This is a genomic window from Dokdonella sp. (assembly GCF_035703485.1).
In the GTDB taxonomy this organism is placed as follows: domain Bacteria; phylum Pseudomonadota; class Gammaproteobacteria; order Xanthomonadales; family Rhodanobacteraceae; genus Dokdonella.
Genome location: NZ_DASSYD010000207.1, coordinates 1 through 22,919, shown reverse-complemented (window position 1 = coordinate 22,919; position 22,919 = coordinate 1). Strand labels below are relative to the sequence as shown.

The 22,919-nt window shown below is 60.4% G+C and carries 17 protein-coding genes; 11 read left to right on the top strand and 6 right to left on the bottom strand.

Annotation, left to right across the window (positions count from 1 at the left end; translation table 11 throughout):
* Positions 1-28: 28 nt before the first annotated feature.
* A complete protein-coding gene (locus VFN25_RS15995; protein WP_325143692.1) occupies positions 29-2,413 on the bottom strand; it encodes a S9 family peptidase in 2,385 nt (794 codons plus the stop codon).
* Between the two features lie 154 nt (positions 2,414-2,567).
* On the opposite strand from VFN25_RS15995, the gene VFN25_RS15990 reads away from it, so the two are divergent.
* The 4 genes from VFN25_RS15990 to hemC all read left to right on the top strand — a co-directional run bounded on the left by VFN25_RS15990 (position 2,568) and on the right by hemC (position 6,022).
* Entirely contained in the window at positions 2,568-3,242 is a 675-nt protein-coding gene (locus tag VFN25_RS15990; RefSeq protein WP_325143689.1) for an alpha/beta hydrolase, read from the top strand.
* A gap of 88 nt (positions 3,243-3,330) precedes the next feature.
* Positions 3,331-4,368 carry a sensor histidine kinase gene (locus VFN25_RS15985; RefSeq protein ID WP_325143687.1) on the top strand — a complete coding sequence of 346 codons (1,038 nt, stop codon included), beginning with the start codon at positions 3,331-3,333 and terminating at the stop codon, positions 4,366-4,368.
* Positions 4,365-5,099, top strand: a complete 735-nt coding sequence (locus VFN25_RS15980; protein ID WP_325143685.1) for a LytTR family DNA-binding domain-containing protein — start codon at positions 4,365-4,367, stop codon at positions 5,097-5,099. The genes VFN25_RS15985 and VFN25_RS15980 overlap by 4 nt, the downstream gene beginning before the upstream one ends.
* Positions 5,096-6,022 carry a hydroxymethylbilane synthase gene (hemC, locus tag VFN25_RS15975; protein WP_325143683.1) on the top strand — a complete coding sequence of 309 codons (927 nt, stop codon included), beginning with the start codon at positions 5,096-5,098 and terminating at the stop codon, positions 6,020-6,022. The genes VFN25_RS15980 and hemC overlap by 4 nt, the downstream gene beginning before the upstream one ends.
* A 70-nt stretch (positions 6,023-6,092) precedes the next feature.
* On the opposite strand, the gene VFN25_RS15970 is transcribed toward hemC, so the two are convergent.
* The 5 genes from VFN25_RS15970 to VFN25_RS15950 all read right to left on the bottom strand — a co-directional run bounded on the left by VFN25_RS15970 (position 6,093) and on the right by VFN25_RS15950 (position 13,478).
* Positions 6,093-6,860, bottom strand: coding sequence for a DUF481 domain-containing protein (locus VFN25_RS15970; RefSeq protein WP_325143682.1), 768 nt, complete (start codon positions 6,858-6,860; stop codon positions 6,093-6,095).
* Between the two features lie 143 nt (positions 6,861-7,003).
* Complete coding sequence (locus VFN25_RS15965; protein WP_325143681.1) at positions 7,004-8,074, bottom strand: dimethyl sulfoxide reductase anchor subunit family protein; 1,071 nt, start codon at positions 8,072-8,074, stop codon at positions 7,004-7,006.
* A 12-nt stretch (positions 8,075-8,086) separates the two neighbouring features.
* Positions 8,087-8,899, bottom strand: a complete 813-nt coding sequence (locus VFN25_RS15960; RefSeq protein ID WP_325143679.1) for a 4Fe-4S dicluster domain-containing protein — start codon at positions 8,897-8,899, stop codon at positions 8,087-8,089.
* Positions 8,896-10,662, bottom strand: coding sequence for an SLC13 family permease (locus VFN25_RS15955; protein WP_325143677.1), 1,767 nt, complete (start codon positions 10,660-10,662; stop codon positions 8,896-8,898). Before VFN25_RS15955 ends, VFN25_RS15960 begins: the two co-directional genes overlap by 4 nt.
* Positions 10,659-13,478, bottom strand: a complete 2,820-nt coding sequence (locus VFN25_RS15950) for a molybdopterin oxidoreductase family protein (RefSeq protein WP_325143675.1) — start codon at positions 13,476-13,478, stop codon at positions 10,659-10,661. Before VFN25_RS15950 ends, VFN25_RS15955 begins: the two co-directional genes overlap by 4 nt.
* Before the next feature lie 365 nt (positions 13,479-13,843).
* Here VFN25_RS15950 and VFN25_RS15945 point away from each other — a divergent pair, with 365 nt between their 5' ends.
* The 7 genes from VFN25_RS15945 to VFN25_RS15915 form a co-directional block, all read left to right on the top strand.
* Complete coding sequence (locus tag VFN25_RS15945; RefSeq protein ID WP_325143673.1) at positions 13,844-14,827, top strand: YafY family protein; 984 nt, start codon at positions 13,844-13,846, stop codon at positions 14,825-14,827.
* A complete protein-coding gene (locus VFN25_RS15940) occupies positions 14,824-15,807 on the top strand; it encodes a patatin-like phospholipase family protein (RefSeq protein ID WP_325143671.1) in 984 nt (327 codons plus the stop codon). Before VFN25_RS15945 ends, VFN25_RS15940 begins: the two co-directional genes overlap by 4 nt.
* Positions 15,808-15,972: 165 nt before the next feature.
* On the top strand, positions 15,973-16,437 hold the full coding sequence (locus VFN25_RS15935) for a hypothetical protein (protein WP_325143669.1): 465 nt from the start codon (positions 15,973-15,975) through the stop codon (positions 16,435-16,437).
* Positions 16,438-16,518: 81 nt separating this feature from the next.
* Positions 16,519-17,037, top strand: coding sequence for a formate dehydrogenase subunit gamma (locus tag VFN25_RS15930; RefSeq protein ID WP_325143667.1), 519 nt, complete (start codon positions 16,519-16,521; stop codon positions 17,035-17,037).
* The gene (locus VFN25_RS15925; RefSeq protein WP_325143665.1) at positions 17,034-18,584 is read left to right on the top strand and encodes an NADH-quinone oxidoreductase subunit NuoF; all 1,551 of its coding nucleotides are present in this window, start codon (positions 17,034-17,036) and stop codon (positions 18,582-18,584) included. The genes VFN25_RS15930 and VFN25_RS15925 overlap by 4 nt, the downstream gene beginning before the upstream one ends.
* Before the next feature lie 88 nt (positions 18,585-18,672).
* Positions 18,673-21,540 (top strand): formate dehydrogenase subunit alpha, encoded by a 2,868-nt coding sequence (gene fdhF, locus VFN25_RS15920; RefSeq protein ID WP_325143663.1) that lies wholly within the window; start codon positions 18,673-18,675, stop codon positions 21,538-21,540.
* A 399-nt stretch (positions 21,541-21,939) separates the two neighbouring features.
* Positions 21,940-22,919, top strand: a 980-nt coding sequence (locus VFN25_RS15915; RefSeq protein WP_325143662.1) for a SulP family inorganic anion transporter, incomplete at its 3' end; no start/stop codon positions are given.

Here is a 22,919-nt window from a genome sequence, read left to right as displayed (position 1 = left end):
TCAACCTCGGTTGGGCGTCGCCCTTGAACTATTTGAGATGGGTCTCGAACAGCTTGAGGATGCGTCGGTATTCGTCATACCAGGAATCGGAATGGACGAAGCCGTGACGTTCCAGTGGATAGCCGGACAACTCGAAATCGTCCTTGCGCAGTTCGATCAGGCGCTGATACAGACGTACCGAATCCTGGAACAGCACGTTGTCATCGATCATGCCGTGGGCGATCAGCAGGCCGCCCTTGAGGCCGTCGGCGAATTCGATCGGTGACGAGCGCCGATAGGCCAGCGGGTCGACCTGTGGCGTATTGAGGATGTTCGAGGTGTATTCGTGGTTGTACGAAGTCCAGTCGGTGACCGGTCGCAGCGCGGCACCGGCGGCAAACACATCCGGCGCGCGGAACATCGCCATCAGCGACATGAAGCCACCGTAGGAGCCGCCGTAGACGCCAATGCGTTTGGCGTCTACCGAATGATTGCCGACCAGCCAGTTGACGCCATCGATCAGATCTTCAAGTTCGGGATGACCCATGTTGCGGTAGATCGCCGTGCGCCAGTCGCGTCCGTAGCCGGCCGAGGCGCGATAGTCCATATCGAGCACGACATAGCCTTTCGAGGTCAGCAGGTTGTGAAACAACTGTTCGCGGAAGTAGTTCGGATAGCTCAACTCGGTGTTCTGCAGGTAGCCGGCACCGTGGACGAACAGAACCGCCGGATATTTCTTCGTCGGATCGAAATCGGCAGGCAGGTAGAACTTGGAATAGATTGGTGCCTTCACATGTGAAGACGGTACTTCGACGATGTCGAGCTTGGGCCAGGTGAAGGCCTTGTACTCGGCGCTGCGGGTATCGGTCAATTGCTTCGAGGTGCCGCCGTCGGCCGCGACCACGCCGAGCTGGGGTGGAACATAGGTGGAGGATTGCTGCAGGGCGATCTGGCTGCCATCCGGCGAAAGGGTGAAACCGTCCATGCCCTTGACCGAACTGATCCGTTGCAGCTTGCCGCCCGTCGTCGCGACGCGATAGACATCGTAGGAGTAGGGCGCTTCGACATTGGCCCGGACATAGAACCAGGCGCCATCAGCGGACAACTGCGGCCAGGAGATCTCGAACTTGCCCGAGGTCAATTGCCTGGCCTTGCCTCCCGGAATCTTGCTGTAAAGCTGCGAATAGCCGGATTCTTCGGACAGATACCACAGGCTGCGGTTGTCCTTGCTCCAGCCGAAGTCATTGAATGACCAGTTGATCCAGGCTGGGTCATTCAGGCGATGCTGGTTGAGCAGACGGTTGCTGGCGAAGTCGACCGTGGCAATCCAGCGATCCTTGTTGTCGATTGCGCGCAATTGCACCGCGACCTGGCGGCCCTCGCGGCTCCAGATAGCCTCGGGCACGGTGACGCCGCGCTGCTTGTCCGCTTTCGCCTTGCTGTCGTCCTTTTTTGCATCGTCCCGGCTCAGGCCGGCCTTGCGGTTTTCCTCGCGGATTTTCGCCAGCGGGTCGTCGGCGATCCCGGGCAAATCGGCCAGCGACAGCTTGTGCTGGGTATGCGCGACGAGGTCGAGCAGCCAAATGGTTTGAGGTGCCGAGGGATTGCGGCCAACTCGAACGCGCTCATCTTCCTGCTCCTCGTAGCCGGAATCGGTCACGTAGTGCTGAAGTTTGGCGATCTTGCCTTCGTCGTAACCCTTGTCACGGGTCACGATCAGCAGATGGCGAGCATCCGGTGACAGCGACGTGCCTTCGATCTTGACCTCGTCGCCGAGATAGAACGGCAGCGGTGAGCGTGTCGGATCGCCCTTGCTGAAGGCTTCCTTGTCGGCTTTCTTGGCTTCGCGATCGGCCTTGATGTCGCGCAGGGTCGAAAACAGGCGCAGCTGCATTTCGCCGAGATCATCGGGCTTCTTGTCCTCGGGATCCTTCTCGGTCAGGACCACGGCAGCGGGAGCAATGACGTTGCCGCTGAGGCTGCTGATGAACCAGTCGTTGCCGACACGAAACTGCACGGCGCGATCATCGGCCGAGAACTGCAAGGAGGTTTCCGTTTCCGGGGATCGGGTGATCTGGCGCAACTCACCGCTGGAAACGTTGCGCACAAAGACGTCACCGTTGCGAATGAAGGCAGCCAGTCGGCGATCGGCTGTGAAAACAGCGTCCGCACCATCGGCATTGGCCATCAAGGAAGGATCGATGATCACGTCGTTGCCATTGGCCGGATCAATCCGGTGCAAGTCACGTACGCTTGAGCCCTTGCGCTTCAGCGAGTAGTAGATCGATTTGCCATCGACACTCCAGTACGGAGCTTCTACGGGTGGCCCGATCCAGTCCGGATTGGCCATGGCCTGATCAAGAGTGATGGCGTGCGCGGGTGCGGCGAAAAGCGGCAGCAGGGCGCACAAGGCGGCAACAGCGAGTCGGGACATCGATGGAGTCTCCAGGCGGGATCAAGCCACCAAGGATAACCGGTCGTCTGGTCGAGGCCATGCGCCGAAAGTCTCGGGCCTTGACCAGGGCTGCCCTTGGCACGGCGCAGAGATTCGTGCAGCCTGCCGTTCACTGATCAACCAAGGAACAACGATGCTGCTTGATTGTGTACAGATTGAAACCGCGGACAATCCCCGATTCTCGGTGATCTGGCTGCATGGCCTCGGTGCTGACGGCAATGATTTTGGCCCGATCGTGCCTGAGCTGGTGGCAAAGGACTGGCCATCGATACGCTTCATTTTTCCGCATGCACCAAAGCGCCCGATCACGATCAATGGCGGCATGTCGATGCGCGCCTGGTACGACATCTCCGGCATGGAGATCGCCAACAAGCAGGACGAAGCCGGCATTCGTGCCTCGATGATTCATCTCGATGCATTGATTGCTCGCGAAAACGCTCGCGGCATTGCCTCTTCTCGAATCTTCCTCGCCGGGTTTTCGCAAGGTGCGGCAATGGTGTTGTCTGGCGGCCTTCGCCACACCGAAGCCCTGGCTGGAATCATCGCCCTGTCCGGATACCTTCCACTCGACAAGCAGCTTGCCGAAGAGCGCTCGGCGGCGAATGCCAAAGTGCCGCTGTTCATCGCCCATGGCAGCATGGATCCGGTCGTGCCTCAGGCACTTGGAATGCTCAGTCGTGATTTTCTGCGCGGTCTCGGTTACCCGGTTGAATGGCACAGCTATCCGATGGCGCATCAGGTGTGCGCCGAGGAGATCGCCGACCTGCGCCGCTGGATCGGTGAGCGCCTCACCACGATCGCCGAATGAACGAAATGCCGTGTCGATTCAATGGACAAGCGAAGTCATGCGCAATTGATGAATAATCCGGGCTCGATCCTCCCTTGCCGGAGTTGGCATGAGCCAATCTGACAAACACCACTGGTTGCCGCAGTTCTGCAGTTTGCCAACGCTGTTTGCACTGATGGTGGTTGCCGAGATTGTTGCTCTGGTCATCGCCATGGCTCCGGCTCGGGTGGCGAGTTCATGGATCAACGAACTCGCCATTGCCAGCGTCTTTGTGCAATGGCTGGCCTTGCTCAATGCGGTCGTGCTGTGTTCGTCGCGTGAACTGCTTGAGCGGCTTTCGCCGTGGCCTGGTTTCGTGATTGCCTGGGCGCTCGCGGTGACAACGACAGCATTGGGCAGCGCCGTTGTCTATTCGATGGATCATGCGCTGGGTTTCGGGTTGACCGCACCGGCTGGCGCAATCTGGCGTTTCTCACTCGGCAATGCGGCAATCTGCGCGCTGATCGCCGCCGCCCTGCTGCGCTATCTGTACGTTCGCGAACTCTGGCAGGAGCGCGTCAACGCTGCGGCCAAGGCACAGGTGGATGCCTTGCAGGCGCGTATCCGGCCGCACTTCCTGTTCAACAGCATGAACACGATCGCCAGTCTCATCCGCAAGCGTCCGGCCGATGCCGAGCGCGCGGTCGAAGATCTTTCCGATCTTTTTCGCGCCGCGCTTGGCACGCGCGAAATGCTCGGTACACTGGGTGAAGAGCTTGATCTGATTGGCCACTATCTGCGCATTGAAAGCCTGCGCCTTGCTGATCGCCTGAAGCTGGACATGGATCTCAGTGCGCTGCCACGCGACATGCCGATGCCTCCCTTGCTGCTGCAGCCTCTGGTCGAGAACGCCGTCTATCACGGCATCCAGCGCATGCCCGAAGGCGGAACCCTGAGCATGCATGCGACCCGCCAGCAGGGCACAATCGAAATTGTCGTGCGCAATCCGGTCCCCGATGATGTGGCACATCCGCGCAACGCCCACGCGGTCGATAATGTGCGTGCGCGCATCGAGTACCATTTTGGTGACAAGGCCGCGCTGATCGTGCAGCCATCACGCGGAGAGTTCACGGTGACCGTCAGGCTTCCGGAGGCAACCAGACGATGAGGGCGATCGTTGTCGATGACGAAGCGTTGGCGCGCGAACGCCTGATTGATCTGCTTGGCGAAATCGGCTCGGTCGAGGTTATCGCCGAAGCGCGCGATGGCCGTGAAGCGATCGAAGCGGTTGAGGCGCATCGCCCTGATCTGCTGTTGCTGGATATCCGCATGCCGCGCATGGATGGACTTGAGGCTGCCCGCCATCTGGGATCATTCGAGCATCCACCCGCCATCGTTTTCTGCACGGCGTACGATGAGCACGCGCTGGCCGCCTTTGACGCCAATGCGGTCGACTACCTGGTCAAGCCGATTCGTATCGAGCGCCTGCGCATGGCTCTGGAGCGTGCCGGGCGATTCAACCACGAAGTGCTTCATGCTCTGGACAATGACGACTCGACCCGGCGTCAACGCAGCCATCTGTGCGCACGAGTTCGTGGCAGTCTCGTGCTCGTGCCGATCGTCGATATCGATTATCTGCTCGCCGAGGACAAGTATGTCGTCGTCCATCATGCTGGTAGCGAAGTGCTGATCGAGGAATCGTTGAAGGCCCTGGAGGTCGAGTTCGGTGAACGCTTCGTGCGCATTCATCGAAACTGTCTGGTCGCACTCAACAAGCTGGCCGGTCTGACCCGTGCCGCTGACGGTCGCGTGCTGGCAAAACTCGACAACGTTGACGCCGAACTCGAAGTCAGCCGCCGCAATCTGCCCGCCCTCCGCAAACTGGTACGTACGCTTTGAATCGAATTCGCATCGCCACCCGTGAAAGTGCTTTAGCCCTGTGGCAGGCCGAACATGTCGCCACGCGACTGCGCGCTGTGCATCCGCAGCTGGATATCGAACTGGTGCCGATGACCACGCGTGGCGACCAGGTACAGGATCGGCCGCTGGCCCAGATTGGCGGCAAGGGTTTGTTTCTCAAGGAACTCGAAGTCGCCATGCTTGAGGATCGCGCCGACATCGCCGTGCACTCGCTCAAGGACGTGCCGATGGACCTTGAGCCGGGCTTCTCGATCGGTGCCGTTCTGGAACGTGCCGATGCCGCGGATGCCTTCATCAGCAATACGTATATGCGTCTCGATCAGCTGCCAGCGGGTGCGCGCGTGGGTACCTCGTCGCTGCGCCGACAAGCCCAGTTGCGTGCGCTGCGACCCGATCTTGAGTTGCGGGATCTTCGCGGCAACGTGAATACGCGCCTGGCAAAACTTGATGTTGGCGACTACGACGCGATCATCCTGGCCTGTGCAGGTATTGAGCGACTCGGTCTCGGTGAACGTATCCGCTCGCGTCTGGTTGCGCCCGATTGGCTGCCGGCCGTCGCCCAGGGTGCAATCGCGATCGAGCAGCGAATCGGAGACGAGCGCGTCGCCAATCTGGTTGGCGTGCTCGATGACGCGATCACCCGACGTTGTGTCGAGTGCGAGCGCGCGATGAATCGCCGCCTGCATGGCAGTTGCAACGTGCCAATTGCCGGCTATTGCGTCGAAACCGAAAGCGGGCTCGCGCTATATGGCCTGGTCGGCAATGCGGAAAATGGCCAACTGATCCGCGCCCAGGTGGAAATCTCCGGTCGTGACCAGGGTGTCGCTCTCGGTGAGCAGGTCGCCGGTTTGTTGCTGGAGCGTGGTGCGGGCGAAATACTGGGCAAACTTCGCGACCAGTGAATCCTCCATCGGACAAGGGGCAAGCCCTGCTGGACTCGCCCCCTGTTCTCCGCAATCGCTTCAATCAAGTTCAGAACTTGAAAACAAGATTGGTCGTCAGCAGTTGATCCGTCTTTTTCGTGCCGGGATTGACCTTGGAGTTGTTGCGAACCTGGTAGCCGAGTTTGAGTGCGAGTTTTTCGCTCATGCTGACCGCAAGGCCGGCATCATTTTGCACAAATGTATTGTCGGAACCGGCTTCAATCAGGGTGGTGTTTTCGAACGAGGTCGAATCGTTGAACTTGTGCTTGAAGCTGATCAGACCACGACCGACGACGCTGCCCTCGACATCCGGGTCGATGAACGTCGTCACCGGCGGTTCGCCACTGGTCACCGAGTAACCACGCTTGTCCTGGCGGCGGTAGCCGGGGCCGACTTCGGCCGAAAACTCGGTTTGCGCATTCTTGATGAAGGTATAGCCGTAGCCAAGCGAGACAATCCACTGATACTTGTAGGTCGAGAAGTCATCGTTTTCATAACGAGCTGCGCCGACCAGATAGCTGCGCTCATCAAATTTGTAGCCCGATGATGCTCCGATGTCATAGCGATTGGCGGTGAGGTCGTACTCGCCGTTCGACTCACCCTTGCTGCGCAGCGCATTGAGAAAAAACTTGTGCTTCCATTGCACATCTTCCTTCTTCAGCGCGAATTTGGCATTCAGGTTCTGCGATTTGGTGTTGCCGCTGGTCAGCGCAAAACCGGCTTCGCCGCTGCCTGACCATTCGTTGTCGTCGGTCTGGGCGCATGCAAGCATCGGAACAGCAAGCAGGACAGCGCCCGCCAGGAGAGCGTTTTTCATTGGAGTTACCTTTTTTGGGGAGCGGATGAAAACGGATGCACGGCCCGGAAGAGCACGGACGCGCAAGCGGTGCGATGCTATCGAGCGGAATTGAATGCGAAGTGAACGGCCAGCGCTTCGAAACAGATCTTTACCTCGTCAGATCATGCATCGCGTGCGCCGTAATAGAGCATCACCGCATGTTTGGCTTCGGCGAAGAACAACCAGCGCTCGATGAAAATGCCGAGCATGCCGCTGAACACGGAAACCCACGCAGCAGCCACGCCCAGGCCCGGTATCACCAGGCTCAGGGTTGCCAGAATCGCTGGAACGGCGAAACCCGCACTCAGGCAGATCATGCGCAACTTCCGCGAATGCTTGCGCGCAATGCGGAAGCCCATTTCGTGGGTCAGATAGTTCTCTTCCGTATGCGGCTGCTCGAATGAGCGCACGTTGTCGAGTGAAGCGAGACCGATGGCGTCGGCTGTCGTCGTCGTTTGCTTGCGATCGATCTGCTTCCAGTAAATCAACTTGAGCGCAGCGCCCAGCACGGAAAAAAGCAGGACACCCAAGCCGATCACGAGGTTCCAGCGGGCCTCAAGAGGCTCTCCCATCGTCACCCATGCAGATGGCAAGGTATTCAGCAGCCACAGCAGAAGCAATCCACCGTGAATCGCCAGGACAAGATAAATCGGCATGACGAAACGGTTGTTCCAGCCGGAAATCGGCTTCAGGGATGCGTAGATGTTAGCGGTGCAATAGACCGTTGCCAGCGAGCCGAAAGCGAGTACCGCGCCGAGCAAACGAATGACTCTGCGGTCAATCCACGGAGTGAACGAATCGCCGACATCAACCTGGCTCAGCTGCAAGGAAACCAGCATTGCGTAGAGCACCATGGCAACGGCAGGAAGGAAGGTGAGCAGAGCGGAAATGCCCTCACGCGACAGCCAGGAGCTTCGCCACTGGGAAAATGCGCGCCAGGCACGCAGCGGTTTGCCCAGGTGTCCAACGGAGGCAACCAGACCCGAGACAACCAGCAGCCAGCCCGCGCCGAACGCATAAGTGATCGCATCCGGGACGATGCAAAGAACGGTTTCGCGATCGACGCCCGACAGATTGCCATCGGGCACGCAATTCGGCCATTGCAAGGCGAACGTGAGGCCGACCAGCATCCACAGCCCGTAGCCAGCTCCCGACAGGACGGTGAAAAAAATGATCGAGAAAGAAGGGCGCATCGTCAGTCCTGCTCAGCGCGACAGCACGCGATCGACCCAGCGCAGCAGCGGGGACATTTGCGTGGTGTCGATTGGTTCGGCGATGGCGGCCTTTTTTGCCGCCGATGCGTCCTTGCGCGGACGTGGTGGCAAGTAGCGATTGACCGGCTTGTAGCCAAATTCCGGCATCAGCGCGTAGCCGCCGCGTTCGGCGACAAGCTTCGAAACATCGGACTCGGCATCGCCGAGATCGCCAAAATGTCGGGCCCGGGTCGGGCAGGCCATCACGCAGGCCGGTTGCCGATCCGCCTCATCCAGCGTTTCGTTGTAGATACGATCGACACACAACGTGCACTTCTGCATGACGCCACGTTTCGCGCTGAACTCGCGCGCGCCGTAAGGGCAGGCCCAGGCGCACAACTGGCAGCCGATGCACTTGTCCTCATCAACCAGCACGATGCCATCCTCGGCGCGCTTGTAACTCGCCCCGGTCGGACACACCGTCACGCAAGCCGGCGTCTCGCAATGCAGGCACGAACGCGGGAAGTGGATTGATTGAGCAGAAGCGGGAGTAGGGAGTGGGGAGAGGGGAGTAGGAGAGCAGGAAGCATTTGCCTTTTCCACTCCCCACTCCCCACTCCCCACTCCCGCTTCATAAGAATGCACCCGATTGAACCAGACCCCATTCGGCTCGGCGCCATAGGGATCGGCATCCGGCAATGGTCCGAACGATCCGCCGTCGTTCCATTCCTTGCAGGCCACCGCGCAGGCGTGACAGCCGACGCAGGTGTCGAGGTCAATGACGAGACCGAGCTTGCGCGCGGTGGGTGGGGGCAGGCTGGTCATGGTTGCAAGGGCCAGAACAGGGGAATCAGATACATCGAGATGGCGCAGAAGATTGCAATCAGCGGGATGCCGACTTTCATGAAATCCACGAAACGGTAACCGCCCGCGTAATAAACCATGGTGTTGGTCGGATAGCCAACCGGCGTCGCAAACGAGGTCGCCGCTGCAAATGCCACAGCGACCACAAACGGGCGCGGATCGGCGCCCACCGAATGCGCCACCGTGACCGCGATACCCACCATCAGCACGACGGACGGGTTGTGTCCCATCAGCTCCGTGAGCAGGGCAGTCAGCAGATAAACCATGAGCAGGGCCGCCAGTGGACCGTGTTCGCCGACCAGACCCATGCTCGATTCGACGAGCGTTTGCGACAAGCCGCTGTTTTCGATGGCCGTGCCGAGCGGAAGGATCGCTGCCAGCAGGACAATGATCTTCCAGTCGATACCTTCGTAGAGATCCTTGCGTCCATAGCAACCTGCGGCGGCCATGGCTACGGCACCGGCAATCGCCGCCACCGGGATCGGCAACCAGTGCAGGCCGGAGACCACGACGACGGCAATCATGATGAGCACCGCGGCGATCGCCCGTTTCGGTGTGCGCCGGGTATCTTCACGCTCACTCAGAACGACAAACTGTTCCTCGCTGCGCAAGGCAGTAGCGCCCGCTTCGTTGACCAGCAGCAGGAGTACGTCACCGGCGGTCAGGCGCACATCCTTGAGCTTGTCACGCAGGATGCGCCCGCGCTGGTGGATGGCGAGCGCGATGGCATCGTGGTTGTGATTGAAATCGAGCTCACCCAATGAGCTGCCTTCGATGGCTGTTGCCGGCTTGACCATGACCTCGACGAGGATGCGCGCGCTGCTCTTGTCGGTCCCGAAGCGGTTCTCCGGATCGATTTCGAGTTCGGCGCGCTTGCGGAAGTCCTCGATCTTGTCCCAGTCACCGCGCACCAACAACACATCGTCGACTTCCAGTACCTGCGAGCGCGGTGACCACAGATGGCGATCGCCGCGCAGCAGTTCGAGCGGGTAGATGCTGTACTTGTCACCCAGTTTGGCGTCGGCGATGGTCTGCCCGACCAGGGGCGAATCCGTCGTGATCTTGAGTTCGGTAACGTACTTGCCGATATCGGTCTCGGCGGCGGCCACCGGGGAAATTTCCTTGGGTAGCAACCAGCGCCCGACCAGCATCAGGTAAGTGATGCCGACCACGGCCAGCAGCGCGCCCAGGCGAGTGAACTCGAATACGCCGAAACCGGCGATGCCGTGTTGCTGGGCGAGGCTGTCGGCGAGCAGGTTCGACGAGGTGCCGATCAGGGTGCAGACGCCACCCATTTGTGCGGCATAGGCCATTGGCAGCAATACGCGTGCGGGCGAGGTGCCGGTGTTTGCGCAAACGCGCAGCGCCAGCGGCAGAAACGTCGCCACCAGCGCGATGTTCTTGACGAAAGCACCCATCGGCGCAATCGCCAGCATCAAGGCGAGAGTCAGCAGCCACGGCTTGCGGATTCGCGAGAGCAGGCGGCCCAGCGGTTCCAGCGCGCCCGAACGCTCGATGCCGAGACTCAGGGCAAACATCGCCGCGACCGTGATCGTTGCCTCGTTGCTGAATCCGGCGAGCGCCTCGACCGGCGAGACCAGTTGCAGGATCACCAGCAACACCAGAACGATCAGGGCAACCAGATCGATGCGAACTTTTTCACTGGCAAACAAGGCGACCGCGCCAATCACGATCACCAGGGTCATCCATTGCGACAAGGTCACTCGACCGCCCTCTTGTCGTTCATCTCGATGCGATGACCATCTTCCAGCGGCGACGGATCACGCTCGATGCGCACGCGCAGATCAAACCAGGCGGCCTGGCCGGTGACCGGATCGGCATTTGCGTAGCCCGGTGACTTTCGATCCGAAGGCAGCAGCTCATTGATCAGGTGATTGAGCAGAAAGGCATCGCGATATTCCGGCGCATCGGCATCAAGTCTCCAGGCGCCTTTGCGCTTGCCGATTGCGTTCCATGTCCACAATGTTCCGGGCGCGGTCGCAGAATGAAATCTTGCCTGCACGCGGATGCGGCCGAGCGGCGATGCCAGCCAGATCCAGTCACCATCGCCGACGCCGTTGGCTTCAGCCGTCTGCGGATTCAGATACAGGTAGTTGCGCGCAGTGATCTGGCGCAGCCAGGTATTTTGCGAACCCCAGCTGTGATACATGAACATCGGCCGCTGAGTGATTGCGGAAAGAGGGTAGTCGCTGGTCAGCTCATTGCCGCTGGCGGACGGTTGCTCGACTCTTTCGTACCAGAATGGAATCGGATCGAAATAGCGCTCGACACGTTGACGCTCGCTCTCGGGCGGCTGTTGCGCGCCATGACCCTGCGCGGCCAGACGAAACCGTTGCAGGGTTTCGCAATAGAGCTGCATGACGATGGCATCAGTCGAGCCGACGAAACCCAGCGATTTGGCCCACGACAGATAATCGCGATTGGCCATCTTGTAATAACGCCCGGCATCGGGAATTTTGGCTTCCCAGACGCAGCCGTGCTCGATATAGCGTTTGATCTGATCCGGATTCGGCTCGCCGAAGCCAGATTTTGAGCCATCGGCGCCACGCCAGCCGGCGAGCATGCCGACCCCGGGCGCGCGCTCGTGTTCGACCATGTATTGGGCGAATCCGCCGGGATATTTGCCGCTGCCATCCTCGTTAAGCAAGCCGGGCAATCCGATCCGCGTGCCGAGATCGATCAATACATCCTGGAACGGCCGCACATCGCGATCAGGTTCGACCACCGGCTGGCGGATCGCATCGGCAGCGCAATCAGCATCCGAGATTGGCCGGTCGAGCATGCTGATGCAGTCGTGGCGTTCCAGATATGTCGTATCAGGCAAAACAAGATCGGCGAAGGCGACGGTTTCGGACAAATAGGCGTCCGAATAGATGATGTGCGGGATCCGGTATTCGCCGGTTGCCTCATCGCGATCACGCAGCATGCGCCGCGTCTCGCTGGTATTCATCGACGAGTTCCAGCCCATGTTGGCCATGAACATGAACAAGGTGTCGATATGACCCGAATCGCCGGCCCAGGCATTGCGGATCACCGATTGCATGATGCCGTGCGCGGCCAGCGGGTGCTGCCACGAATAGGCCTTGTCGAGGCGCCGTGGCTGGCCATCGGCATCGACCAGCAAATCATCCGGCGACTGCACATAGCCGAGCGGGCCGCCGTCGAGCGTGCCGTCGGCCTTGCGCGATTTGCCCGGGCGATTCGGTGGCGGCGCCGGTTTTGGATACGGTGGCTGGTAGCGGAAGCTTCCCGGTGTATCGATTGCGCCGAGCAACATCTGCAAAACGTGCAAGGTGCGGCAGGTATGGAAGCCGTTTGAATGTGCCGAGATGCCACGCATGGCATGCATCGAAACCGGGCGGCCGACCATGGTTGCGTGTTCGCGTCCGTGGCTGTCGGTCCACGGCTGATCGAGCGTAATCGCCTGATCGAATGCTGTCTCGGCGAGTTCACGGGCGAGTCGACGAATGGTCTCGACGTCGACGCCACAACGCTCGCTTACCGCATCAGGCGAATAGTCGTCCGCAAGAAAGCGCTCGGCGATCAACTGGAACGAAGGAATCGCCTTGCGTCCATCAGGCAGTTGATATTCACCAACTACCAGTGGCGAAACATCCACGCCGTTGGCGCGAACGATTGCGTTCCCCTCGCCGTCATCGCGGCGCGCCGCACACAGCGCCTGCCCGTCGCCATCGCGTGCGATCAAGCCGTCATCGGCCGCACCCGGATCGCGAATGACCAGGTGATGAGCATTCGTATAGCGCACCAGATACTCGAGATCGATGCGGTCGTTGCGCAGCAGTTCGTGGATAAACGCGCCAGCGAGCAAACCATCGGTGCCCGGATTGATCGGCACCCATTCATCGGCAATTGCGCCATAGCCGGTACGCACCGGATTGATCGCGACGATCTTGGCCCCGTTCGCCTTCAGTTTGCCGAGGCCGAGCTTGATCGGGTTGGAATCGTGATCCTCGGCGACGCCCCAGAGCATCAGGTACTTGGTCAAATCCCAGTCCGGTTCGCCGAACTCCCAGAAGCTGCCGCCGAACGTGTACATGCCGGCGGCGGCCATGTTGACCGAGCAGAAGCCTCCGTGGGCCGCGTAATTGATCGTGCCGAATTGCTGCGCCCACCAGCCGGTCAGCGCCTGGGATTGATCGCGCCCGGTGAAAAAAGCGAGTTCATCGGGATTGCGTTGACGGATATCACCCAGCCATTTGGCCGCCAGCTCCAGCGCTTCATCCCATTCAATCTCGCGGAACGCGCCAGCACCGCGTTCGCCGACTCGCAACAGCGGCTTCGACAAGCGCGCTGGCGAATAATGTTGTTTGATTCCGGACGAACCCTTGGCGCAGATCACCCCGCGATTGACCGGGTGCTTCGGGTTGCCGTCGATGTAGCGCACGCGGCCATCCTTCAGATGGACGCGGATGCCGCAGCGACACGCGCACATGTAGCACGTGGTGGTCTTGACCTCGTCTGCGGTCGGCGTATTCAGGGCAAGTGATGCGTGGGGCATGATCCATGCGTTGCCTGGTCAGGAACCGCTGATGGTAATGGTAAATTCCGGGCGAAGGGGAGCAGGCCCACGAATCGCCGAATGCAGGGTGCTGCAAGCCCTTGTTTTAACGGGAATCCATGCATTCCTGCGTTCGCGAGCTGAACATTGATCGATGGCTCAGGTCGCGTTGGCGGTTGAGCCACCATGCCCGGCTGGAACGACTCGTGTGAAGGCGCGCATCATATCCGCTCCCCGCTCCCCGCTCCCCGCTCCCCGCTCCCCACTCCCCACTCCCCACTCCCCACTCCCCACTCCCCACTCCCGATTCATCAACCCCTTGTGCCAAACTCGGTATCCGTCTGGAAACTGGGTATTTCGCGCTCATGGATCGCTACGAACGCACCTTGCTCCTTCATCGCATGCTCAAGGCCGCGCGCTTTCCGGTCTCGCTCAAGCGTGTGCAGGATGAGCTGCAGTGTTCCCGGGCGACGATGTATCGCGATATCGCCTTCCTGCGCGATGCGCTTGGCGCACCAATCGAGAGTGACTCCGACAACGGCACGATTCACTATGCCAGGGAAGAGGGTGATCGCTTCGAGCTGCCGGGCTTGTGGCTGTCGAGCGAAGAGCTGTCAGCCTTGCTTGCTCTCAACGAACTGCTCGATCGATCCGAGCCCGGCGTACTCGCCGGTGCACTGGCACCGTTCCGCGAGCGCATCGAAACCCTGCTTTCCGACCATGCCAGCGGGCGCACGTTGCCGGTGGAACGCATTCGTGTCATCGCCAGTGGTGCGCGCAAGCTCGATCAGGCAGTGTTCCGTACCGTCTCGAGTGCCTTGCTCAGCCGCAAGCGCCTGACCTTTGAATACCGTGCACGCACGACCAACGCACCGACCACGCGCGATGTCTCGCCGCAACGCCTCGCTCACTATCGGGACAACTGGTATCTCGATGCCTGGGATCATGGTCGCGAAGCGCTGCGCAGTTTTGCTCTCGATCGCATGCGCAGCGTCAAGGTCGGCGATCAGGAAGCGCTGGACAGCGATTTGGCCGAGCTCGATGCGCATCTTGCATCAAGCTACGGCATTTTTTCCGGTGCGCCGAAGGCCACCGCGGTAATCCGTTTTTCCGAGCACGCCTCGCGCTGGGTCGCCGATGAACATTGGCATTCGCAGCAGGAAGGCCACTGGCTGTCCGATGGTCGTTATGAACTCAAGGTGCCCTACAGCAATTCCCGCGAACTGCTGATGGATGTGCTCAAGTATGGCCCGGATGCCGAGGTCGTATCGCCGATTTCGCTGCGCGAAGAAATGCGCATTTTGCTGCAGCTTGCGATCGGCAGTTATCAGGGAGTGCAGACGTCATGACCGAAGCCACGCCAATTCGACGCGACGATGACAGCCGGAAGATTCCGATTTCCCTGGTGCTGGGTTCGGGTGGTGCACGCGGCTATGCGCATGTCGGAGTGATCGAGGAATTGATCGCGCAGGGCTTTGATATTCGATCGATTGCGGGCAGTTCGATGGGCGCCCTGGTCGGCGGTGTGTATGCCGCAGGCAAGCTCAATGCCTATCGCGACTGGGTGCTGCAGTTGGCCAAATTCGATGTCTTCAAGTTGCTCGACATCACCATCAGCGGTGGCGGTTTCATCAAGGGCGATCGCATCATCAATGCCCTGCGTGAACACGTCGGCGACGTGGCAATCGAGGACCTTCCAATCAGCTACACGGCCGTTGCCGTTGACCTCGATGCGCATCGCGAAGTGTGGTTTTCGCACGGTTCGCTGTTCGATGCGATCCGGGCATCGATTGCGATTCCGACAGTGTTTCGCCCACATCGCTACCAGGGGCGCCTGCTTGTCGATGGCGGACTGCTCAATCCCCTGCCGGTTTCGCCGACCTTGCGCGATTTCACCGCGGCTACCATTGCGGTCGATGTGAATGGTGCAGAAGAGCCGCTCGATGCCTCTTCGGCTGGCGAAGTCGGCCCCGGAATTGATGCCCACGGCGAACTACCCGTCGAAGGCGAAAATGAAGAGCAGGTCAGGGTCGGCAACCGCATGAGTCGCATGTTCGGATCCTGGTTCGGTAGCGACAAGACATCCACCGAGACACCGGATCCGAGCATTCTTGAATTATTCGCGCGTACCCTCGATACCGTTCAGGAAACCATCACCCGCCTCAAACTCGCTGCGCAGCCGCCGGATCTGCTGATCACGATTCCACGCAATGCTTCGACCTTTTACGATTTCCATCGCGCCGAAAGCCTGATCGAACTTGGTCGCCAGCGCACGCGCAAGGCACTTGAGGTCTGGTCGCCGAAGCCGGGCAATCGACTCCTGCGCTAGCCAACGTCGGCATCGTCGTTGCTGGCAGCCTGTCCGGCGTTGCCCTCGGCGAATATTCGTCTCGCAGGGAACGTCGCTGCCACAATCGGGTCTTTCCATCGACTATGGGAAGATATGCTCAATTCCCGGCCTCGCCGAAACCCTTCCAGACCAGAGAATTCGTTGATGAACCTGAAGATTGTTTGCAGTTCCCTTTGCTTGTTGACCCTGCTTGTTGTCTGCAGCGCCAGCCAGGCCGCCGAAAACCCCGCCAACAGTTACCGGGTTGACATGATCATCACCCACAATGGCTCACTTGTCGGCAAGCCTGCGGTCGAAGTCCAGCCCGGCGCGGAAACGGAATTTCGCGATGAAAACCCGCAGAAGCCCAACGAAGGATTCCGTATCCTGATGACCTTGAGCACGTTGGGAGAAGCACCCAACGGAAATGAATCGATCATGCTGAAGCTGACCTTCTTCGGCCGCCATCTGGGCAAATGGGTCGAACGTGACAGTCATTCCATTACCGCTCTGGTCGGCAAGAATGTCAGCCTGGCCTTTCCATCAAAGGCACCCGAAGCGCCGGGCAACGACTACGATCTGGTCCTGACCACGAGCAAGGCAGGGTCGAAGGCCGCAGGAAAGCGGTAGTCTCTGCTGCATGGTTGGCGGGCGGCGATCTCATGCATTTCCGCCTGGCCACTGTTTTCACGCGCCGTCAACGAGGCTGACATGACATCACGCGCCGCTGGCAAATCTGGTTTGATTCCGACGGTCGAGCTCGACAGGAAGGATGCCGAGGCGATCAAGGCCGTGATTGCGGCATTCGAGCCACGTCAGGATTTCCTGCTGCCCATTCTTCACGGCATCCAGAATGCGCTCGGTTTTGTACCACCCGCGAGCGTGCCGGTGATCGCGCAAACGCTCAACCTCAGTCGCGCCGAAGTGCATGGCGTGATCAGTTTCTACCATCATTTCCGCACTGCGCCGCCGGGGCGGCATGTGCTCAAGCTGTGCCGTGCCGAGGCCTGTCAGGCAATGGGATCACGCGCAATCGAAGCGCATGTCCGCACTCGCCTTGGTATCGGATTCAACGAAACCAGCGCCGATGGCGCGGTAACCCTGGAGCCGGTCTACTGTCTTGGCAACTGCGCCTGTGCGCCCTCACTGATGCTGGATGATCAGGTGCATGGCCGACTTTCCGTCGAGCGCATTGATCGCTTGATTGATGGCTGCGAGGAATCGACATGAGCCTGCGCATCTTTGTGCCTCGTGATACCAGCGCGATTGCCTGTGGGGCGGATGCGGTGGCTGCGAAAATCAACAGCGAAGCCGTCGATCGAGGCGTTGATGTTGTTGTCGTGCGCAATGGGTCTCGAGGCCTTTGTTGGCTTGAGCCGCTGGTCGAAGTGGATATGGGCGAGGGTCGGTATGGCTTCGGCCCGATCGAGGTGGACGATGTTGCAGGCCTTTTCGAGTGCGGCTTCGCGCGCGATGGCGGCCATCCAAAGGCCGTGGGATTGGTCGAAGAAATAGACTGGCTGAAAAATCAGAATCGCCAGTGCTTTTCGCGCAACGGTATTACCGACCCGCTATCGCTTGACGACTACCGTGCGCTGGGCGGCTGGCGTGGCCTTGAGAATGCCTTGCTCATGGCACCTGACGAAATTGTGCACAGCATTACCGAATCCGGTTTGCGCGGGCGCGGTGGCGCGGCATTTCCGTGCGGGATCAAATGGAAGACGGTGCTCGATCAATCGGCCGAACAGAAATACATCGTCTGCAATGCCGATGAAGGCGATTCCGGCACGTTTTCCGATCGCATGGTGATGGAGGGTGACCCCTATCGGCTGATTGAAGGCATGCTGATTGCAGGCATCGCCGTCGGTGCCGACAAGGGCTACATCTATCTGCGCAGCGAATATCCGTTGGCCGAGCGCATTCTTTTCGAAGCCATCAAGCGAGCCCGCCATGGCGGCTGGATTGGCAACAACATCCAGGGCAGTGGGCGGGATTTCGATATCGAACTGCGTCTCGGCGCCGGAGCGTATATCTGCGGTGAAGAAACCTCCTTGCTCGAAAGTCTCGAAGGGCGTCGCGGCGAAGTCCGCTTCAAGCCGCCACTGCCGGCAATCGAAGGACTGTTTGGAAAACCGACCGTCATCAACAACGTCATCAGTCTGGCCTCGGTGCCCGACATCCTGATTCATGGCGCGGACTGGTATCGCGGCATGGGCATGGGTCGCTCGCGCGGCACCTTGCCGATCCAGCTGACCGGCAACATCAGGCGTGGCGGCTTGATTGAACTGGCCTTCGGCGTGAGCTTGCGTGAACTGCTCGAAGATTATGGCGGCGGTTCGGCCAGTGGCCGCCCGATCCGCGCCGTGCAAGTCGGTGGGCCGCTTGGTGCCTATCTGCCGGAATCGCAGTTCGATACGCCGATCGATTACGAAGCTTTCATCGCCATCGATGCGATGCTCGGACACGGCGGCATTGTGGTCTTCGACGACAGCGTCGACATGGCCGAACAGGCACGCTTCGCCATGGGCTTCTGCGCAATTGAATCCTGCGGCAAATGCACGCCTTGCCGGATCGGCTCGACACGCGGTGTCGAGGTCATCGATCACATTCGCGGCGGCGTTGATGCCGATGCAAACAAGGTACTGCTGAAGAGCCTGTGCGAGACGATGCTGCACGGCTCGCTGTGCGCACTCGGCGGCATGACGCCATTGCCGGTGCTCAGTGCGCTGAAGCATTTTCCCGAGGATTTCGAGATTCGGCGTCCAAAAGTTTCGTAAGAGCGCCAAAGGCGATCCTGCGAAAGCGATACGCGTCGCGTAGCCATCGATGGGGTCGGCGCGACGAGTAAACAGGTGGAGCAACAACATGCGTTCAATTGACGACATTGACTACGGCACCCCGGCGATCCAATCGCTGGATTCGCTGAAACTCGTGAGCCTCGAAATCGACGGCACGCCGGTCAAGGTGCCCGCTGGCACCTCGGTGATGCGGGCGGCGGCAACGAACCGCATCGACATTCCACGCCTGTGTGCAACCGATACCCTCGATGCCTTCGGCTCGTGCCGGCTCTGTCTGGTCCAGATCGAGGGCAGGAAAGGTTATCCGGCTTCGTGCACGACACCGGTGGCCGAAGGCATGCGGGTGAGCACGCAGAGCGCCAAGCTGACCGAGATCCGCCGCGGTGTGATGGAGCTGTATGTTTCCGATCATCCGCTCGGTTGCGTGGGCTGCGCCCCGGGCGGCCGTTGTGAATTGCAGGAGATGGCTGCTGTAGTCGGCCTCGAAAGCAATCGTTACGGCTTCGACGGTGCAAAGCGCTTCGCCCCGATCGACGCATCCAATCCGTACTTTCGTTTCGATCCTTCGCAATGCATCGTCTGCTCGCGTTGCGTGCGTGCTTGCGACGATGTGCAGGGCACCTTCGCGCTGACCATCGAAGGGCGTGGTTTCGATTCGCGCGTCGTCGCCAGTCAGGATGAATCGTTTCTCGAATCCGAATGCGTGTCCTGCGGCGCCTGCGTGCAGGCCTGTCCGACCACTGCACTACTGGAAAAGTCGGTGATCGAAAAAGGCCAGGCCGAGCGCAGCGTGGTCACGACCTGCGCCTATTGCGGGGTCGGCTGCTCGTTCCGCGCGGAGATGCGCGGCGAGGAAATCGTGCGCATGGTTCCGCATATCGACGGCAAGGCCAATCACGGCCACTCCTGCGTCAAGGGACGCTTCGCGATTGGCTACGCCACGCATGGCGAGCGCATCACCAAGCCGATGATCCGGGCGAAGATCAGCGATCCGTGGAAGGAAGTCTCCTGGGAAGAAGCCATCGCCCACACGGCCTCCGAGTTCCGCCGCATCCAGGCCGAACACGGTCGCGACGCGATCGGCGGCATCACCTCGTCACGCTGCACCAACGAGGAAACCTGGCTCGTGCAAAAACTCGTGCGCGCGGCTTTCGGCAACAACAACGTCGATACCTGCGCGCGCGTCTGCCATTCGCCGACCGGCTACGGTTTGAAGGCGACACTCGGCGAATCGGCCGGAACGCAGGATTTCGATTCGGTCGAGGAGGCCGATGTGATCTTCGTCATCGGCGCCAATCCGACCGATGCACACCCGGTGTTTGCCTCGCAGATGAAACGACGCCTGCGCGAAGGCGCCAGGCTGATCATCGCCGATCCGCGCAGTATCGATCTGGTCCGCTCGCCGCATGTGCAGGCGGACTTTCTGCTCAAGCTCAAGCCCGGCACCAATGTCGCCCTGCTCAATGCGCTCGCTCATGTGATCGTGGATGAAGGGCTGGCCGATGAGGCCTTTGTCGCGCTGCGCTGCGAGCCGGAGGCATTCGCAAAGTGGAAAACGTTTGTCGGCAACGAACGCAATTCTCCCGAAGCGACCGAAGCGGATACCGGCGTGCCTGCCGCGCAGATGCGTGCTGCGGCACGCCTGTTCGCAACCGGTGGCAATGCGGCGATCTACTACGGTCTCGGCGTGACCGAGCATTCCCAGGGCTCGACCGCTGTCATGGCGATTGCCAACCTGGCCATGCTCACCGGCAATATCGGTCGGCGCGGTGTCGGCGTGAATCCATTGCGCGGGCAGAACAATGTGCAGGGTTCGTGCGACATGGGCTCGTTCCCGCATGAGCTGCCCGGCTACCGGCATGTCTCCGATTCAACGGTGCGCGGAACCTTCGAGCACGACTGGGGCGTGACCCTGCTCGCCGAACCGGGCTTGCGCATTCCAAACATGTTCGAAGCCGCACTCGATGGCGAGTTCAAGGGCCTCTATGTCGAGGGCGAGGATATCGCCCAGTCCGATCCGAATACCCAGCACGTCACTGCGGCGCTGTCGGCGATGCAGTGCATCGTCGTGCAGGATCTGTTCCTCAACGAGACGGCCAAGTTCGCCCATGTGTTCCTGCCCGGCTCGACCTTCCTCGAAAAGGACGGCACCTTCACCAATGCCGAGCGGCGTATCTCGCGCGTGCGTCGGGTCATGCAGCCGGTCGCCGGCTATGCCGATTGGGAGATCACCCAGTTGATTTCCAACGCGCTCGGCTATCCGATGAATTACACCCATCCGTCCGAAATCATGGACGAGATCGCGCGCCTGACACCGACCTTCGCCGGGGTGAGTTTTGCCCGCCTCGATGAACTCGGCAGCATCCAGTGGCCGTGCAACGCCGCCGCACCCGATGGCACGCCGACCATGCATGTCGATGAGTTCGTGCGCGGCAAGGGTCGCTTCATGCTCACCGAATACGTGCCGACCACGGAAAAGGTCAATGCCAAGTATCCGCTGATCCTGACCACCGGGCGGATCCTGAGCCAGTACAACGTCGGCGCGCAGACCCGGCGCACGCCGAATACGGTCTGGCATGGCGAGGACCTCCTGGAAATCCATCCGCATGATGCCGAGCAGCGCGGCATAGAAGACGGCGATTGGGCGGGTATTGCCAGCCGTGCCGGCGAAACCGTGTTGCGCGCGCAGATCAGCGAGCGCATGCAGCCGGGCGTGGTCTACACCACCTTCCATTTTCCATTCTCCGGCGCCAACGTGATCACCACCGAGAACTCGGACTGGGCCACCAACTGCCCCGAATACAAGGTCACCGCCGTCGAGATCACCCGCGTCACCGAACCTTCCGACTGGCAGCAACGCTATCGCGCCTTCAGCAAGGTCCAGCAGCAGTTGCTGCGCGAGCGACGCAAGTCAAAAGAGCCCGCGCCTCTGTAGGTTGAAGCTCACCCTTCGACAGGCTCAGGGCGAACGGAATCTGGAGCGCCTTCAGGCACGATGCTTTTTTTCGGGAATCGGGAATCGGGAATCGGGAATCGGGAATCGGGAATCCTCGCGCCGCTCTTCGTAGGAAGCGGCTTCAGCCGCGATGCCTTTGGCCCGAATGCTGAAAAGCATCGCGGCTAAAGCCGCTTCCTACGTGTTTTCTCACCTTTCTTGATCATTCGAAACGGGCCCCATTGGGCAATCGAACTTCGCATGGTCTAGAATGCGCGCCCCGTGCTTGCGCCTTGGGCGCTCTGGCCGCTGAATCTGCGGTCCTTGTCGGCCTTTGTGCCGATCCGCGCGATCTTCATTTTCATTTCGAACCCTCGCCGCGCGCGAGCCGGAGTCTGTGTGTTCAATTCCATCCGTCAGGAGTGGCTGTCCAATCCGCGTGCCGATGTGCTGGCCGGGTTGGTCGTGGCACTCGCCCTGATCCCCGAGGCGATCGCGTTCTCGATCATTGCCGGGGTCGATCCGAAGGTCGGCCTGTACGCCTCGTTCTGCATCGCCGTGGTGATCTCGTTCACCGGCGGCCGGCCCGGCATGATTTCGGCGGCGACCGGCGCGATGGCTCTGGTCATGGTCACCCTGGTCAAGGATCACGGCCTGCAATACCTGCTCGCGGCGACGCTGTTGACTGGCGTGCTGCAGATTCTCGCCGGGGCGTTTCGCCTTGCCGTGCTGATGCGCTTTGTCTCGCGCTCGGTGATCACCGGCTTCGTCAATGCGCTGGCGATTCTGATCTTCATGGCCCAGTTGCCCGAGCTGATCGGCATGCGCTGGCCGGTCTATGCGATGGTCGCGAGTGGCCTCGGTATCATCTACCTGTTTCCACGCATCACCCGTGCCATTCCCTCGCCACTGATCTGCATCGTTGTCCTGACCGCCATCGCGATCTATTTCAAGATCGATGTGAACACGGTCGGCGACATGGGCGAGTTGCCCGACAGCTTGCCGATTTTCCTCTGGCCGGATGTGCCGCTGACTCTGGAAACCCTGCAGATCATCCTGCCGTTCTCGTTCACCCTCGCCGTCGTCGGTTTGCTCGAATCGATGCTGACTGCGGCGATCGTCGATGACCTGACCGACACGCCAAGCAACAAGAACCGCGAAGCGACCGGCCAAGGCATCGCCAATATCGCCTCCGGCCTGCTCGGCGGCATGGCCGGTTGCGCGATGATCGGGCAGTCGGTGATCAACGTGAAATCCGGTGGACGCACGCGCCTGTCGACGCTGACCGCCGGTGTCGCGCTGCTGATCATGGTCGTGTTTGCGGGGTCGCTGGTCGCCGAGATTCCGATGGCGGCACTGGTCGCGGTGATGATCATGGT

Coding starts and splice junctions, on each gene's coding strand:
- VFN25_RS15995 (WP_325143692.1), bottom strand. CDS start 2,413: ATGTCCCGACTCGCTGTTGCCGCCTTGTGCGCCCTGCTGCCGCTTTTC.
- VFN25_RS15990 (WP_325143689.1), top strand. CDS start 2,568: ATGCTGCTTGATTGTGTACAGATTGAAACCGCGGACAATCCCCGATTC.
- VFN25_RS15985 (WP_325143687.1), top strand. CDS start 3,331: ATGAGCCAATCTGACAAACACCACTGGTTGCCGCAGTTCTGCAGTTTG.
- VFN25_RS15980 (WP_325143685.1), top strand. CDS start 4,365: ATGAGGGCGATCGTTGTCGATGACGAAGCGTTGGCGCGCGAACGCCTG.
- VFN25_RS15970 (WP_325143682.1), bottom strand. CDS start 6,860: ATGAAAAACGCTCTCCTGGCGGGCGCTGTCCTGCTTGCTGTTCCGATG.
- VFN25_RS15965 (WP_325143681.1), bottom strand. CDS start 8,074: ATGCGCCCTTCTTTCTCGATCATTTTTTTCACCGTCCTGTCGGGAGCT.
- VFN25_RS15960 (WP_325143679.1), bottom strand. CDS start 8,899: ATGACCAGCCTGCCCCCACCCACCGCGCGCAAGCTCGGTCTCGTCATT.
- VFN25_RS15950 (WP_325143675.1), bottom strand. CDS start 13,478: ATGCCCCACGCATCACTTGCCCTGAATACGCCGACCGCAGACGAGGTC.
- VFN25_RS15945 (WP_325143673.1), top strand. CDS start 13,844: ATGGATCGCTACGAACGCACCTTGCTCCTTCATCGCATGCTCAAGGCC.
- VFN25_RS15940 (WP_325143671.1), top strand. CDS start 14,824: ATGACCGAAGCCACGCCAATTCGACGCGACGATGACAGCCGGAAGATT.
- VFN25_RS15935 (WP_325143669.1), top strand. CDS start 15,973: ATGAACCTGAAGATTGTTTGCAGTTCCCTTTGCTTGTTGACCCTGCTT.
- VFN25_RS15930 (WP_325143667.1), top strand. CDS start 16,519: ATGACATCACGCGCCGCTGGCAAATCTGGTTTGATTCCGACGGTCGAG.
- VFN25_RS15925 (WP_325143665.1), top strand. CDS start 17,034: ATGAGCCTGCGCATCTTTGTGCCTCGTGATACCAGCGCGATTGCCTGT.
- fdhF (WP_325143663.1), top strand. CDS start 18,673: ATGCGTTCAATTGACGACATTGACTACGGCACCCCGGCGATCCAATCG.